The organism is Stutzerimonas stutzeri, assembly GCF_018138085.1.
GTDB lineage: Bacteria > Pseudomonadota > Gammaproteobacteria > Pseudomonadales > Pseudomonadaceae > Stutzerimonas > Stutzerimonas stutzeri_AI.
In genome coordinates this window covers 4,280,887-4,297,068 of sequence record NZ_CP073105.1, presented here as the reverse complement: position 1 = coordinate 4,297,068, position 16,182 = coordinate 4,280,887, and the positions used below count along the sequence as shown (strand labels likewise).

Annotated in this window: 11 protein-coding genes; 5 read left to right on the top strand and 6 right to left on the bottom strand. The window is 64.5% G+C overall.

What is annotated here, in order from left to right; translation table 11 throughout:
- Nucleotides 1-17: 17 nt before the first annotated feature.
- The 4 genes from mscK to KCX70_RS19740 form a co-directional block, all read right to left on the bottom strand.
- Nucleotides 18-3,332, bottom strand: a complete 3,315-nt coding sequence (gene mscK, locus KCX70_RS19755) for a mechanosensitive channel MscK (RefSeq protein WP_212618561.1) — start codon at nucleotides 3,330-3,332, stop codon at nucleotides 18-20.
- A gap of 110 nt (nucleotides 3,333-3,442) precedes the next feature.
- On the bottom strand, nucleotides 3,443-5,188 hold the full coding sequence (locus tag KCX70_RS19750) for a potassium/proton antiporter (protein ID WP_021206451.1): 1,746 nt from the start codon (nucleotides 5,186-5,188) through the stop codon (nucleotides 3,443-3,445).
- Between the two features lie 323 nt (nucleotides 5,189-5,511).
- Complete coding sequence (locus tag KCX70_RS19745; RefSeq protein ID WP_212618559.1) at nucleotides 5,512-7,314, bottom strand: acyl-CoA dehydrogenase; 1,803 nt, start codon at nucleotides 7,312-7,314, stop codon at nucleotides 5,512-5,514.
- Nucleotides 7,315-7,433: 119 nt separating this feature from the next.
- Nucleotides 7,434-8,315 carry a polyprenyl synthetase family protein gene (locus KCX70_RS19740; RefSeq protein ID WP_212620392.1) on the bottom strand — a complete coding sequence of 294 codons (882 nt, stop codon included), beginning with the start codon at nucleotides 8,313-8,315 and terminating at the stop codon, nucleotides 7,434-7,436.
- A gap of 145 nt (nucleotides 8,316-8,460) precedes the next feature.
- Here KCX70_RS19740 and fni point away from each other — a divergent pair, with 145 nt between their 5' ends.
- Genes fni through KCX70_RS19715 form a run of 5 tightly spaced genes read left to right on the top strand, consistent with a single transcriptional unit; the run spans nucleotide 8,461 to nucleotide 14,439 of the window.
- Nucleotides 8,461-9,510 carry a type 2 isopentenyl-diphosphate Delta-isomerase gene (fni, locus tag KCX70_RS19735; RefSeq protein WP_212618558.1) on the top strand — a complete coding sequence of 350 codons (1,050 nt, stop codon included), beginning with the start codon at nucleotides 8,461-8,463 and terminating at the stop codon, nucleotides 9,508-9,510.
- 43 nt (nucleotides 9,511-9,553) lie between these two features.
- A complete protein-coding gene (locus tag KCX70_RS19730) occupies nucleotides 9,554-10,843 on the top strand; it encodes a glycosyltransferase (protein ID WP_212618557.1) in 1,290 nt (429 codons plus the stop codon).
- Nucleotides 10,836-12,002, top strand: a complete 1,167-nt coding sequence (gene crtY / locus KCX70_RS19725) for a lycopene beta-cyclase CrtY (RefSeq protein ID WP_212618556.1) — start codon at nucleotides 10,836-10,838, stop codon at nucleotides 12,000-12,002. Before KCX70_RS19730 ends, crtY begins: the two co-directional genes overlap by 8 nt.
- Complete coding sequence (locus tag KCX70_RS19720) at nucleotides 11,999-13,516, top strand: phytoene desaturase (protein ID WP_212618555.1); 1,518 nt, start codon at nucleotides 11,999-12,001, stop codon at nucleotides 13,514-13,516. The genes crtY and KCX70_RS19720 overlap by 4 nt, the downstream gene beginning before the upstream one ends.
- Nucleotides 13,513-14,439, top strand: coding sequence for a phytoene/squalene synthase family protein (locus KCX70_RS19715; protein ID WP_212618554.1), 927 nt, complete (start codon nucleotides 13,513-13,515; stop codon nucleotides 14,437-14,439). The genes KCX70_RS19720 and KCX70_RS19715 overlap by 4 nt, the downstream gene beginning before the upstream one ends.
- Here KCX70_RS19715 and KCX70_RS19710 read toward each other — a convergent pair.
- Nucleotides 14,399-14,926, bottom strand: coding sequence for a sterol desaturase family protein (locus KCX70_RS19710; protein ID WP_021206459.1), 528 nt, complete (start codon nucleotides 14,924-14,926; stop codon nucleotides 14,399-14,401). The genes KCX70_RS19715 and KCX70_RS19710 overlap by 41 nt on opposite strands.
- An 85-nt stretch (nucleotides 14,927-15,011) precedes the next feature.
- Complete coding sequence (locus tag KCX70_RS19705) at nucleotides 15,012-16,052, bottom strand: NAD(P)H-dependent flavin oxidoreductase (protein ID WP_212618553.1); 1,041 nt, start codon at nucleotides 16,050-16,052, stop codon at nucleotides 15,012-15,014.
- Nucleotides 16,053-16,182: the final 130 nt, after the last annotated feature.

Genomic DNA, 16,182 nt, shown 5'->3' with positions numbered 1-16,182 from the left:
GGTGGCGGTGACGTTCCTCAGCCCTGACTACCGGCGGGCGGCGCGGCAGGTTTGTCCTGCTGATCGTTCTGCTTGGGCACGGTCCCGATCTGCAGCTGCTTGCCGTCGAAGTTCTTCAGGAATATGTCCACCTGGCGGAAGGCGATGTTGATCCCGGCCTTGGCGAATTCGCGATCGATGAAACGGTTGATCTCGTCGTTCGCCGGGTTGCGGTCGCCCAGATCCCGCACGTGGATGCGCAGCTCGTGGTCCAGCGTGCTTTCGCCGAAATTGAGGAAGAACACCTGCGGCTCCGGATCCTTGAGCACCCGCGGGTTGTCCTGCGCCGCCTTGTAGAGCAGCTTCTTCACCAGATCCAGGTCCGAGCCATAGGCCACCCTGACCTTGATCGTCACGCGGGTGACGGTGTCGCTCAGCGACCAGTTCACCAGCTGGCCGGTGATGAAGGTCTTGTTCGGAACGATGATGTCCTTGCGGTCGAAATCGGTGATGGTGGTGGCGCGGATGCGGATACGGCTGACCGTCCCCGACAGGTTGCCGATGGTCACTACGTCGCCGATGCGCACCGGGCGCTCGAACAGGATGATCAGGCCGGAGATGAAGTTGGCGAAGATTTCCTGCATGCCGAAACCCAGGCCTACCGAGAGCGCGGCGACCAGCCACTGCAGCTTGTCCCAGCTCACGCCCAGCGTCGACAGGGTCGAGACGATACCGATGCCGGCCAGCAGATAGGACAGCAAGGTCGTGGTGGCATAGGCGCTGCCCTGGGCCAGATGCATCTTGGACAGCACCAGTACTTCCAGCAGACCGGGCAGGTTGCGGGCTACGGCGAACGTGATGGCGACGATCAAGAGCGCGCCCAGCAAGTTGTTCAGAGTGATCGCATTGGTGGTGGCCGTATCGCCCGTGCTGCTGACGAACTCGTAGAGCACCACGTTATCCAGGTAGGAGACGACGCTGATCAGGTCGGCCCAGACCCAGTAGAGCACCACGAAGAACAGGCCGAACATGGCCAGACGGGTCAGCCGCAGCGACTGCTGATTGACCTGCTCGATGTCCAGCGTCGTGGCGCCGGTGGTCTCGCTGGTGTCGCTGCCTTCGTCGACCTGTGCTTCGCGCTTGGCCAGTGCGCGTTGGTAGGCGAGCCGGCGCGCGGCAACGGTAAGGCCGCGGATCAGAGTGGCTTCGATGACGATCCAGGCCAGCAACAGATAGAGCGTATCGATCAGCCTGCCGGTCAGCTTCAGTGCGGTGTAGTAATAGCCGAAGCCCACCACCACGATCAGCGCCAGCGGCAGCACACTGAACAGCAGGCCGATGAACCGGCGAAACGGGGGAGCATTCTGGCTCGACGGACCTTTGCGCAGCAGGCGGGTCAGGCGCCAGCTCATCAACGCGAAGCAGACCAGCACGACGACGATTCCGATCACATCGTCGACGAGGCTGCCCGGCTGGTGCTCAGCGATCGCCACCACGGCAACCAGTGCCATGACCACCAGCCCGAGTCGGCGGATTTCGTTGCGCAGGAACGCCACCTGTGGGCGATACCAGCCGAAGTGCGTTTCGGCGACCCGGTTCGGCGCGAGCATTCGATAGGCGCTGTAGAACACCATCCAGGCCTGGGCCATCTGATAGAAGGCGGCGCCGAGGCTGGTGTTCTGGCCGCGCCCATCCATCTGCAACAGGTAGCCGCAGAGTGCGAGAAACAATGCGCCCGGCAGCGCCAACAGCAGATTCAGCAACAATGCCAGCGGCGTGTGCAGCTGGCTGTCATGGCGAAAGTGGCCGATATCGCCACTCAGGGCATCGAGCTTGGCGTTGATCGCCTGCCGGCGCCAGAGCAACAGGCCGATCATCAACAGCAACGGTACGAAGAACAGTGGTCGTTCCAGCAGGCCTGCGCCCAGTGCGTCGAACACCGACGCCCATGGCATCGCCCTTAACTGCCGGTCGAGCAGCGTCGGAACACTTTTGAGCCAGTCCAGGTCGAGCGGCTTGTTGCTGGGAATCCAGAACATCTGCTCGTCCAGCGTCTCGCGCATGGCCTGCGCCTTGGTTTGCAGCTGGCGCTGGTTCAATTGCAGCGTGATCGATTCGCTGAGCAGGGCGTTGAGCTCGTGATTGAGCCGGTCTAGCAGCTCACCACGGGTGCGTACCAGCTCCAGCAGCGCGCTGCGCAATTCCGGCGTCACCTCGCTCGGTGGTTGGCTCGCCAGCTGCTGCTCGACGTAGTCCTCCGGGTTGCCGGCTGTCTCGCGGCGCTGGTTCAGTTCGAACTGGTAAAGGCGAATGTCGGCGATTTCATCGGCCAGATCCTTGTCCAGTTTCAGCTTCGGCAGGGCCTGCTGCTGCTGGTAGAGGACCTTCGACAGCAACAGGCTGCCCTCGAGCACGGCAATCTGCTCTTCGAGCGCCTGGTCGGCCTGGTTCAGCGTATCGAGCTGCTGGCGGGTCTGCAGATTCTGCTGGGTCAGGTCGTTGAGGCGCTCGGTGGCGCGCAGCAGGTAGCCCGAAAGCCGCCGGTTCTCCGCGCTCTCGGCGGGTAGCAGTTTGTCCGAGCCAGCTTTTTCCGCTTTGAGCGAGTACTTGGCGACGGTCTGCTCGGACTCTTCGCGGCGCTTGTTGTTGATGGCTGTCTGTAGCGCGATGGTCTCCTGTTCGGCGCGCGCGATCCGCTCGGACAGCAAGTCACGGCGGGCGACGCCGAGGTCCTGCAGCTGGCTGTTGCCCGCCAGCTCGGCGCGGCGTAGCTCGATCTGCGCGTTCAGCGCGGCCTTCTCGGCGCTGAGCAGCGCTCGGCGTTCGTCATTAAGCGGTTTTCCGCCCTCACGCCCGCTCTTGAGCAGGTTGTTGATTTCATCGATGCGCGTCTGGAATTTGCTGATATCGGCCTGTGCGCGTTCGGGGCGGGTCTGCGCGCTGATGATCATGCTGTTGGCGGCGGTCAGCGCGGTTTGCCAGCGCGACAGTTCGTCGACACGTTCGGCCAGGCGCTGCTCCAGTTCGGCGACCGGCAGTTTGGCCAGCTTCGCCGCCAGATCACCGAGTTCGCTGCCCTTGAGTTTGTTCAACTCATCCTGTGACTTGGTGATCTCCTTCGGGGCGCCAGCCAGTTCGGTCTTGAGATCGGCCAGGCGCTGTTGCGCCGTTTCGGCCTGTTCCGCCAGCCGCTGCGCGCGCTCGTCGAGACTGGGTTGCGAGTCTTTCGGTGTCTCGGCTTCAGCCGCTGAAGTACCGCCCAGGCCAGGCACGGAAGGTGCGGCTTGAATGCCGGATAAAGACGGGACGATGGCCAGCAGTGTCGCCAGCATCAGGGAGCGCAGGAGGGCCATGGGTAGCATCGAAGATAAAAATGAGAGCAGAGTCTAAGGGCTGACGATGGGCGAGGCGAGCCCACAGATCGGAACGCGCTGCCGCCCTCCACGTAGCCTGGCGGCGCTTCTTAAAAGTGCAGGCTGGGGCCGGGCTTGTTGCCTTCGGGGAACTTCAGGCCGACCTTGCGGACCTCGCCATGCTCCATCTCGGCAATCGTCCAGATCAGACCGTTCCATTCGACCTGGTCGCCGGTCACTGGCTTGCCGCCGACACGCTCGGCCATGAACTGCCCGATCTGTTGGTTGCCGTCCACATCGCCGAGTTTCAGGCCGTACAGCGCGGCGAGCGCGCTCATTTCGGCTTCGGCTTCGAGGATGAAATCGCCGAAGAAACGCATGTCGCGCCCACGCTGTGGTGCCTCGCTGAACAGTTTGCCGAGCGCCGGCAGGTCTTCCTCATGGCCGATCACGCAGAGAATGTCATCGACCTGCAGCCGCGTACTACCGGAGGGATGCAGCAACGCCTTGCCGCGAAACAGCGCGGCGATGCGCGTGCCGGCCGGCATCTTCAGTTCGCGCAGGGCGGCGCCGACGCACCATTTCTTGGCTGTCAGCCGATAGATGAACATTTCCCACTGGCTGGTCGTGTGGATCTGCAAGCCGGCGCGGGAGATCGGCAACGGTGAAGGTGGCACCTCGACCTTGGCCTTCTTCGCTGCCCAGGTCAGCGTCGTGCCTTGCAGCAACAGCGAGACCAGTACGATGAAGAACGCCACGTTGAAGAACAGCTGGGCGTTCTCCAGGCCGGCCATCAACGGGAATACCGCGAGGATCACCGGTACCGCGCCGCGCAGCCCGATCCAGGAGATGAACAGCCGCTCGCGCAGATGAAAGCTGCGAAACGGCAGCAGGCCGACGAAGACCGCCAGCGGACGGGCGAAGAGAATCATCCACAACGACAGGGCCAGCGCCGGCAAGGCGATGGGCAGCAGGTTGCTGGGGGTGAGCAGCAGGCCGAGCACGAGAAACATGCCGATCTGGCTGAGCCAGGCCAGGCCATCGAACATGTGCAGGATACCGTGGCGGTTGCGGATCGGCCGGTTGCCCAGCAGCAGGCCGCAGACATAGACGGCGAGGATGCCGCTGCCGCCGATGGCACCGGACAACGCGTAGATCATGATGCCGCCGGCCACCGCCAGCAGTGGATAGAGGCCGTCCGCGACCGAAAGGCGATTTATCAGTTGCAGCAACAACCAGCCCCCGGCAAGGCCCAGCAGGGTGCCGATGCCGAACTGTTGCAACAGATTGGCGAAAAAGCCCCAGCCGAAGCCGGTCTGGCCGGAGGCGAGCATGTCGATCAGTGCGACGGTGAGAAACATGGCCATCGGGTCGTTGCTGCCCGACTCGATCTCCAGCGTCGAGCCGACCCGCTCGTTCAATCCGCGGCCGTTGAGCAGGTTGAATACCACGGCCGCATCCGTCGAGCCGACGATGGCGCCGATCAGCAGGCCCTGCATCAGCGGCAGGTCGAACAGCCAGGCTGCCGCCAGGCCGGTCAGGCCCGAGGTGATCACGACGCCCGCAGTGGCCAGGGAAAACGCCGGCCAGAGCGCGACGCGGAAGGTAGCGGCGCGGGTACGCATGCCGCCGTCGAGCAGAATGATTGCCAGGGCCAGGTTGCTGATCAGGAAGGCCAGCGAGTAGTCGTCGAAGACGATGCCGCCGATGCCATCGACGCCCGCGAGCATGCCTACCGCCAGGAAGATCACCAGGATCGGCACGCCGAGGCGCGTCGACAGCGAGCTCATCAGAATGCTCGCCGCAACCAACAGGGCACCGACAAAGAACAGTTGGTTGATGTGGCCGATATCCAAGCGCGCGCTCCGTGGGTTAGTGCCGCTGACAACATGCAGGGCGCATGCCAGCGATTCTAACCCGCTGATTTGACGTGCTGTCAAAAAACGATCGGCGAACAGGGGGCGTTATGCTGAGCTCGCCGTGGCCACGATCGGATGCCGATCGGTTCGAGGGTTTGCGCCTGCGCCGAAGTGGGTGATGGGTTGCACCCATCCTACGGAAGCGGCAACGTAGGATCGGTGATCACCCGTCCATCGGTAAGCGACGGCTGATCACCTGCACACGCCCAACATTCAGGCCTTGGCCTTGAGCGTTTTGTCGGCTTCCAGCCTGGTAACGGCTAGAACCAGCTGTCCTGCATGCTCAGGCAGGTATCGTCACGACCGGCCAGCAAGTCCAGCTCGTGATGGCAGCTGGGTACTTCCCAGGTCAGGAAGTAGCGCGCCGCTTGCAGCTTGCCGCGATAGAAGTCGACGTCCGCTTCGTTGCCGTTCGCCAGCCCTTGTTCCGCGCGAATCGCCTGCTCCAGCCAACGCCAGCCGATCACGGTGTGCCCGAACACCTTCAGATACAGCGCCGAGTTGGCCAGTGCCTGGTTGATCTTGCCGGCCATGAGGTCGCCGAGCAGGGCTTGGGTGACCTCGGTCAGGCGCGCCAGCAGTTGCTCCAATGGCTGACGCAGCGCATCCAGCGAACCGAACTCGCCGGCGCGCTGGCAGGTACCCTGGATCAGGCCGAGCAACTGGCGCAGCCCGGCGCCTCCGTTCTGCGTCAGCTTGCGCGCCAGCAGATCGAGCGACTGGATGCCGTGGGTGCCTTCGTGTATCGGATTCAGGCGGTTGTCGCGGTAATACTGTTCGACCGGGTATTCGCGGGTATAGCCATGGCCGCCGAGGATCTGGATCGCCATCTCGTTGGCCTTGAGGCAGAACTCCGACGGCCAGGATTTGACGATGGGGGTCAGCAGGTCCAGTAGCTCATGGGCGTTCTTGCGCTCTTGCTCGGTCGCTGCGGTCTGCTCTTCGTCGACAATGCGAGCGGCATAGAGGCCGAGATCGAAGGCGCCTTCGACGTAGGCTTTCTGCGTCAGCAGCATGCGCTTGATGTCGGTGTGCTGGATGATCGGCACCTGCGCCGACGCCGGGTTCTTGCCGTCCGGCAGGCGGCCTTGCGGACGTTCACGGGCGTAGTTGAGCGAGTACAGGTAGCCGGCGTAACCAAGCATGATCGCGCCCATGCCGACACCGATGCGCGCATCGTTCATCATCTGGAACATGTACGACAGGCCCTTGTGCGGCTCGCCCACCAGGTAACCGACACAGTTGCCGTTGTCGCCGAAGTTCAGCGCGGTCGACGTCGTACCGCGCCAACCCATCTTGTGGAACAGCCCGGCAAGGATCACGTCGTTGCGCTCACCCAGCGAGCCATCGTCGTTGACCAGGAACTTGGGCACGATGAACAGGCTGATGCCTTTCACGCCGGGCGGGGCGTCCGGCAGCTTGGCCAGGACCATGTGCACGATGTTCTCAGATAGCGGATGGTCGCCGCCGGAAATGAAGATCTTGTTGCCCTTCAGGCGATAGGTGCCGTCACCGGCCGGCTCGGCGCGGGTGCGCAGGTCGGACAGGGAAGAGCCGGCATGCGGCTCGGTCAGCGCCATGGTGCCGAAGAAGCGGCCTTCGAGCATCGGCTGGAGGAAGCGTTGCTTCTGCTCGTCGCTGCCGAACACTTCGATCAGGTGCGAGGCGCCCATGGTCAGCATCGGATACGAGGAAGTGCCGATATTGGCCGCCTGGAAATGCGCGAAGCATGCCCGTGAGAGCAGGTTGGGCAGTTGCATGCCGCCGTCCTCGAAGCTGCGCGACGCATTGTGGAAGCCGGCCTCGATGAAGGCGTCGACCGCCGGCTTGACCTCGGGAATCAGCACGGCCTCGCCGTCCTTGTAGATCGGCTCGTTTTCGTCGGCCTTGCGGTTGTGCGGTGCGAAGAGATTCTCGGCAATGCTGCGGGCGGTGTCCACGGCGGCATTGAAGGTTTCGCGGCTGTGCTCGGCGAAACGCTCGCGCTGGGTCAGGGCCTCGGCATCGAGCACTTCGTAAAGCTCGAAGGCCAGGTTGCGTGGGCAAAGCAGAGTCTCGGGCATGACAGTTCCTCCGGTGTTATGCGAGCGAGTCTAAGGAGCCGCCGAGACAGATGCCTAGCACCATACATTCGAGTGATAAAGCGACACAGAGATGCCTTCTGGGGCTTGTGCGGCCCCGTTCAGTGTGGCCTTGCACAGAAATAATCGAGCAACTGCGCCAGATGACCGCTACCGATACCCGCGCCGATCAGGTGCTGCTCGGCGCACGCCAGGTGCGCTTCTATCCGCTGACGAGCCGCGTCTCGACCAAGCAGGGCGATCACGGTGCTCTTGCCCCTATCCTTGCCGGCGTCCTTGCCGCTTTGCTGGGGGCTGAGCCCATCGGCAAGATCGTCTAGCAGTTGGAACGCCTGGCCCAATTCAGTGGCGAATCCGTCGAGATGGTGGCGGCAGGCTACGCTGGCACCGGCCAGTAGCGCGGCGAATCCCACCGCAGCGGTGAACAGCGGGCACGTCTTCAGGCAATTGGAATGGGCGATGGCCTCGAGCGGCCGTGCATGCTTGCCCTCGCGCAGATCTTGGAATTGACCCCGGCTCAAACCTTGCGAGCCGGTCGCCTGGGCGAGCAGTTGCACCAGCTGGTTGCGGATGTCCGCAGCGATGCCCTGGGTTGACGCGGCTATGTTGAAAGCCTGGCTGAGCAATGCCACGGAACCCAGAACGGCAACATCCTCGCCGTACTGCCGGTGGATCGTGGGCCTGCCGCGTCGCATCTCGGCGTTGTCCATGCACGGCAGGTCATCGAGAAACAGCGAGGCGGCGTGGACCATTTCGAGCGCGCACGCCAGATCGAGCCCGACGGCGGTGGCCTGCTCGTCTTGCAGATCCTTCAAGGCCAGCATCAAGAGCAGCGGGCGAACCCGCTTGCCGGGTGCGAGGGTCCCTTCTCGCATGGCGGCCGCGAGTACGTCCGGTAGCGGCGTCTGGGGCAGCCACTGGTCGAGCCTTTCGTCGATCTGCGCACGTAACGCTCTTACCGTCTGGTCGAAATCGTGTTGCATGTTCGGCAAGGCAGTGGCCACGGTGACCTCCTGGTTCGGACTCTTAAAATCGTGACAGATCTTGTACATTATGGGTGCGCATGTACAGGTCCGGCACTTTTAATGACCACATTCGTCAACATAAGGTCATCGAGCGAGGCGCTGCATGAACGACGAAATGATTGCGGGACGTAAGAATGACCATCTGGATATCGTGCTGGACCCTAATCGTGCGGGCTCCACGGTAAGCGCTGGCTATGCCGCCCTGACCTTCGAACATTGCGCCGCGCCGGAGTTGCGCCTTGACGATATCGACATTCGCGCCGAGCTCTTCGGCCGGCGCCTGGCGGCGCCACTGCTGATCAGCTCGATGACCGGCGGCGCGGCACGGGCCACGCAAATCAACCGCAACCTGGCCGAAGCCGCCGAGGCGTTGGGCATCGCGCTTGGTGTCGGCTCGCAGCGCATTGCACTGGAAACAGGCGCAGACCAGGGGCTTACCCGGCAGCTGCGCCAACTGGCGCCGAGTATTCCGCTACTGGCCAATCTCGGCGCCGCGCAGTTGGTCGCCGGTTACGGCCTGGAGCAGGCGCAACGGGCGATCGACATGATCGAGGCCGATGCGCTGATCATTCATTTCAATCCGTTGCAGGAGGCCGTGCAATTGGGCGGCGACCGGGATTGGCGCGGTGTGCTGCAAGCGATCGAAGCGCTGGCGGCGCGCCTGCCGGTGCCGCTGGTGGCCAAGGAAGTCGGCGCGGGGATCTCACCGAGGGTGGCGCAGCGATTGCTCGAGGCTGGGGTCGCGGTTATCGATGTCGCCGGGGCCGGGGGCACCAGCTGGGCAGCCGTCGAAGCCGAGCGCCAGCCCGACCCGCGCCAGCGCGCCATCGCCCAGGCCTTCGCCGGATGGGGCATACCCAGCGCCCAGGCGATTGCCTCGGTGCGTCGTGCCTGTCCGGGGGCCCGGTTGATCGCCTCGGGCGGGATTCGCGATGGCATCGATGCCGCGAAGGCGATCCGCCTCGGTGCCGATCTGGTGGGGCAGGCCGCCGGCGTGCTGGACGCCGCGCTGACCGGACCGCAGGCGGTCGTCGATCATTTCCAGGTGCTGATCCAGCAACTTCGCATCGCCTGCTTCTGCACCGGTTCGGCTGATCTGGCCGCGCTGGCGCGGGCGCCGCTGTTGCCGGCCTTCGATCAGAGCAATCCTTGATGCGATCGCTACGCGGTGCCGCCGATTGGACGGACGCGCCTCGATGAGGCACTTCGCGGTGATTTCGCCGCCGTTTCTCAGTCACCTGCGTGCCATGGAGGCCATCGCCTGCGAATTGCTCGACCGGGGGCATCGGGTGACCGTCGTGCAACAGGCCGACGTCGCCGCAGGACTAAGGCATCCGGCACTGGCGTTCGCCCAGGTCGGCGCGGGTTCGCATCCGTCTGGCTCGCTCAAGGCGGTGATCGAGCGTGCCGCACGGCCCGGCGGGCCATGGGGCATACGCCGCGTGATTGCTGATATGGCCTCGGCGACCGAGATGTTCTGCCGGGACGCGCCAGCCGTGCTTCGCGCCATCGGCGCTGATTGCATCATCGCCGACCAGATGGAGCCGGCCGGTGGGCTTGTGGCCGAGTATCTCGGGCTGCCATTCGTGTCGGTGGCCTGTGCGTTGCCGGTCAATCGCGAAGCGCAGGTGCCGCTGCCTGTCATGCCCTGGCGCTATCGGCCGACGCCCTGGGGCGAGCAGCTGAATCTGCACAGCAGCGGCGTCTATGACCGGGCCATGCAGGCGCACGCCTCGGTCATCGCGCGGTATGCCGCCGCGTTTGGTCTGCCGCCTCGCCAGCGCCTCGATGAATGCCTGTCACCGCTGCTGCAATTGAGTCAGACGACCGCTGGTTTCGATTTTCCGCGGACCGCGCTGCCAGAACATTTCCACTGCGTCGGCCCCCTGCGTTCGCCCTTGTCTGCCGAGCCGCCGATGGATATCCCGGTCGCCACCGGCAGGCCTTTCGTGTTCGCCTCGCTGGGCACGCTTCAGGGTGATCGCTTCGGCCTGTTCCAGCGGATAGCCGAGGCATGCCGCGAGCTGGATGTGCAGCTGCTGATCGCCCATTGTGGTCGTCTCGAGGCAACGCAGGAACGACGACTGCTCAACGCCGGCGCCAGTTGGGTCACCGATTTCGCGCCGCAGCGCGCGGTGCTGGCGCGAGCGGATGCGCTGATCACCCATGCCGGGCTCAACACCGTGCTCGATGCTTTGGAAGCCGGGGTGCCGAGCCTGGCGCTGCCGATTGCTTTCGATCAGCCCGGCGTCGCTGCTCGGGTGGTGCATGCAGGCGTGGGCTTGAAGCTCGATCCGCGTCTGGCCAGTCGTCGCCGTATCGTGCAGGGGCTGCGTCGGCTGCTACGCGAACCCGGTTTTGCACAGCGTGCGAAGAATCTGGGCGAAGAGGTTCGCACCGCTGGTGGCGCGCCGCGAGCGGCGCAGTTGATCGAGGCGGCGCTCAAGGTTGAGTCGCCAATCCTGCGGAGGGCCGAGCATGGTTGATGCGGACCTGATTTTCGTCGGTGGTGGTCTGGCCAACGGGCTGCTGGCCCTGTGCTTGCGCCAGGCGCGTCCGGATTTGCGACTGCTGATCATCGAGCAGGGCGAAACCCTCGGCGGCAACCATACCTGGTCCTTTCATGAGCATGACCTGACGCCCGCGCAGCGGGCCTGGTTGGAGCCGCTGGTAGGCAATCGTTGGCCTGGCTACGAGGTGATTTTTCCGGATCTTCGACGTCGGCTCGGCAGTGGCTACGCCAGCATTTTCTCCAATCGACTTCATCAGCTGCTGATGTCGGAGCTCGCAGACGGGGTGCGCCTGCACACGACGGTCACTCACGTCGAGCCCCGACTGGTACGGCTGGGTTCTGGCGCGGTGTTGCGTGCAGGGGCGGTGATCGATGGGCGCGGCGTGCGCCGGACCGACCGATTGGCGTTGGGCTTCCAGAAATTCCTTGGTCAGGAGTTGCGCCTGCACAAGCCCCATGGCTTGCAGGAGCCGATCATCATGGACGCCAGCGTCGCCCAGCAGGACGGCTACCGCTTCGTCTATGTGTTGCCGCTCAGCGCCGACACCCTGTTGATCGAGGATACCTACTACGCCGACGGCGACGCCGTTGCGCTCGATACGTTGCGCGACAACATCGGCCGTTATGCCTCGGAGCGTGGTTGGGCTATCGCCGAGACGCTGCGTGAAGAGCAGGGAGTGTTGCCTATCGTGCTCTCCGGCGACCTGCCGGCCTTTTGGGACGAGGCCCGCGGCGTGCCGCAGACGGGCCTCTCGGCCGCCCTGTTCCATCCCACCACCGGCTATTCGCTGCCCGATGCGGTGCGCCTGGCCGATCATCTGGTTGTGCTGAACCAATGGGACGCCGACAGCCTGTTCACGGCAATCCGCGACTATTCGCTGCTGCAGTGGCGCCAGCGTGGGTTCTTCCGCTTGCTCAACCGGATGCTGTTCATGGCCGGGCCGGCAGATCACCGTTGGGCTGTGATGCAGCGCTTCTACCGCTTACGTGAACCGCTGATTCAGCGCTTCTACGCAGCCAATCTGACCACCTGGGACCGCTTGCGCATCGTCTCGGGCAAACCTCCCGTGCCGGTGGGCGAAGCGCTTCGAGCGCTGGCGGCCGGCAATCTGCACCACAAGGACAATCGATGAACGAGGCAACTGGCGGTGTGAAACGGGCGGTGGTGATTGGCGCCGGTTTCGGCGGGCTGGCGCTGGCGATTCGGCTGCAACGCGCCGGCATCCAGACCACGGTACTGGAGAAGCGCGACAAGCCGGGCGGCCGCGCCTACGTCTATCACGACCAGGGCTTTACCTTCGACGCCGGCCCGACCGTGATCACCGATTCGCCGGCGCTGGACGAACTGTTCACCGGCGCTGGCAAGCGCATGGCCGATTATGTCGAGCTGCTGCCGGTCAGCCCCTTCTATCGGCTGTGCTGGGAAGACGGCTACAGCTTCGACTACGTCAACGATCAGGCCCAGCTGGACCGACAGATCCATGCGCTAAACCCAAAGGATGTGGCCGGCTACCAGCGTTTTCTCGCCTATTCGCGGGCCGTGTACGAAGAGGGCTACGTCAAGCTCGGCACGGTGCCCTTCCTGTCGTTTCGCAGCATGATCGGCGTCGCGCCGCAGCTGGCCAAACTGCAGGCCTGGCGCAACGTGTACAGCATGGTGGCGAAGTTCGTGGAGAACGAGCGGCTGCGCCAGGCGTTGTCGTTCCACTCCCTATTGGTGGGCGGCAACCCGTTCGAGACCTCCTCGATCTACGCGCTGATCCATGCGCTGGAGCGCCAGGGCGGCGTCTGGTTTCCCCGCGGCGGCACTGGGGCGCTGGTGCAGGGCATGGTCAGGCTGTTCGAGGACCTGGGCGGCACGCTGGCGCTGAACGCCGAGGTGGCGCGTATCGAGCTGGCCGGCGGCAAGGCGAGTGCGGTGATCACCGGCGACGGCCGTCGCTTCGACACCGATGCGGTGGCCTCCAACGCAGATGTGGTGCACACCTACAAGCAGCTGCTCGGGCATGAGACGCGCGGTCGCGACGAGGCCAAGCGCCTCTCCGGCAAGCGCTTCTCCATGTCATTGTTCGTCATCCATTTCGGCTTGAAACGTCGCCACGAGCACCTGCAGCACCATACGGTGTGCTTCGGTCCGCGCTACCGAGAACTGATCGACGAGATCTTCAAGCGTGAAACCCTGGCGGACGACTTCTCCCTCTACCTGCACGCGCCCTGCGTCACCGACCCCTCGCTGGCGCCGGAGGGCTGTGCCAGTCATTACGTGTTGGCGCCGGTGCCGCACCTAGGCACGGCGGACATCGACTGGGCGGTGGAGGGGCCGAAATACCGCGACCGCATTTTCGAATACCTTGAGCGCCACTACATTCCGGGGTTGCGCGAGGATTTGGTGACCCACCGGATCTTCACGCCGCACGATTTTCGCGACGAACTGAACGCGCATCTCGGCTCGGCATTTTCGCTGGAGCCGATCCTCACCCAGAGCGCCTGGTTCCGCACACACAACCGTGATGACGTGATTCCCAACCTCTACATCGTTGGTGCCGGCACGCATCCCGGTGCAGGTGTGCCGGGGGTTGTCGGTTCGGCCAAGGCCACGGCCGGCCTGATGCTGGAGGATTTCATGCTGGAGGAGCAGGCCGGATGAACGATCAGGTCATCGATCACTCGACGCAAGCCATCAACGTCGGCTCCAAGAGCTTTGCGGCGGCGGCGAAACTGTTCGACGAGCGCACTCGCCAGAGCGCGGTAATGCTCTACGCCTGGTGTCGTCATTGTGACGACGTGATCGACGGGCAGACCCTCGGGCACGGCCAGGTCGACGGGGATCGTTCCACAGGCGAAGCGCGCCTTGCCGAACTGGTTGATCTGACCGAGCGCGCCTATGCCGGCGAGCCGATGCAGGACCCGGCATTTGCGGCCTTTCAGCAGGTCATTCAACGCCACCAGATACCCAAAGCGTATCCGCTGGAGCATCTGGCGGGCTTTCGCATGGACGTGCAGGGCTACCACTACCAGACCTTCGACGACACGCTGCTGTACTGCTACCGCGTCGCCGGGGTGGTGGGCCTGATGATGGCGCGGGTGATGGGCGCCGAGGCGGAGGCGACCCTGGACCGGGCCTGCGATCTGGGCCTGGCGTTCCAGCTGACCAATATTGCGCGGGATATCGTCGAGGATGCAGCGATCGGACGCGTCTATCTACCGGCCGACTGGCTCGCGGAAGCGGGCATCCCCGCTGATGGGGTCGGCCTGCTGCACAAGCGGCCGGCGCTGGCGCTGCTCTCGGCCCGTCTGGTCGATCTGGCCGAGCCTTATTACCTGTCGGCGTCGCAGGGTTTGCGCGACCTGCCATTGCGCTCGGCCTGGTCGATCGCCACCGCCCATGGCATCTATCGGCAAATTGGCGTTGAGGTGAAAGCGCGCGGCGCGGCGGCTTGGGACTCGCGAATCTCCACCAGCAAGGGGCAGAAATTGCAGTTCTTGTTGGGCGGGGCCGTGCTGGCGCTGGCTTCGCGGCGGATGCAGGTCAGGCCGCGTCCTGATTCGCTCTGGAAGCGCCCTCGCTAGCAGTCACCTTGCGCAGCGGGCCATCATGCAGCTCGCGCAGCTGCTGCTTGAGCACCGGCAGCGGCGGCGCGTAGAGGAAACCGAAGGATACGCAACGCTCCTTGCCTTCGACGGCATGGTGCAGCCGATGCGCCTGGTAGAGCCGCTTGAGATAGCCGTTGCGCGGCACATAGCGTAGCGGCCAGCGGTGATGCACGAGCCCGTCATGGGCGACGAAGTAGAGGAAACCGTAGGCTGTCATTCCGGCGCCGATCCATTCCAGCGGGCCGTAGCCCGCCGTGCCCAGGGCGATCAGCAGGATGGCGACCCCGGCGAAGACCACCGCATACAGATCATTCTTCTCGAACCAGCCGCTGCGCGGCTCATGGTGCGACTTGTGCCAGCCCCACCCCCAGCCGTGCATCACATACTTGTGAGCCCACCAAGCGAACAGCTCCATGCCGGCCAGGGTGGCGAGAAATACCAGTGTGTTGGTCAGCACGGTCATGTCCGATCCGTTGGTTTTGCAGAGGTATCAGTCTACGCGTTGCGCCGCGCCAGTCGACCCGGCGCCGACGCCCGGCGAGCGCCGGTTAGCGCCAGCCGGCCGCGAGCGCTTTCGTCAGTTGCGCCGCCGGAACAGCCAAACAGCCGCTGGCATTCTGTCCGGCCCAAAGTGGAGAGAAATGGTCGATGCCCTGTGGCTCGGCTGCAGCGCGAAGGCTGCCGATGGCGTTTCCAGCTAGCGGGAATGCCGGCACCGCATCGGGCCTGGCGCCGAGTTCATGAATGAGTCGGTTGATCATGCTGCGGGCCGGGCGCCCGGAGAACAACGTGGTCAGCACCGTTTTCTCTGCTGCCGCGCTCTGCAAGGCCTTGCGGTGCAACGGGCTGGTGCGGCTCTCGTCGCACAGCAGGTACGCGGTGCCGGCCTGAACGCCGGCGGCGCCCAGCGCCTGCGCGGCGGATACGCAGTGAGCGCCGGCAATGCCACCTGCGGCGATCACCGGAATATTCAGCTCAGCCACCAACTGCGGAAGCAAGGCGAAGGTGCCTATCTGTGTGTCGATGTCCTCGCTGAGAAACATGCCGCGATGCCCGCCGGCTTCGACGCCCTGGCCAATCACCGCGTCGACGCCTTGCGCCTGCAGCCAGCGGCCTTCTTCCAGCGTCGTGGCGCTGGAGATGATTTTCGCGCCGGTCGCCTTGACCCGCTGCAGCAGGTCCGCTGCAGGCAGTCCGAAGTGGAAGCTGACAACAGGCGGGCGGTGCCGCTCCAGCACGTCGGCCATCGTGGCGTCGAACGGCTTGCGGCTGGCAGCGGCGGGGATGCGCGCAGGGTCGATGCCCATCTCTTCGAGATAGGGTGCCAGCAGCGCCAGCCAGCCCGTGTTCCGTTCAGTGTCGGCGGGCTGGGTCTGGTGGCAGAAGAAGTTGACGTTGTACGGCTTGTTCGTCAGCGCGGCGATGGCGCTCAGCTCGGCGTCCAGCCCCTCGGCGTCAAGTGAGCCAGCGGGGATCGAGCCCAGCCCGCCCGCCTCGGATACCGCAGCGGCCAGCTGGTGGTTCTGCGAGTTCGCCATCGGCGCCTGAATGATAGGTAGGGCAATCTGAAACAGCGCGCGGATGTCCATCGAAAACTCCTCAGCAATGGCGGGACGGGCTGACACTGTAGCCCGCCAGGCCCCGGACGCAAGCGGGAGGGCCGATTCTGGTTGCCGGAGCCGTGCGGTGCGGCATCGAAGTGAACGCCTAGCACCCGCT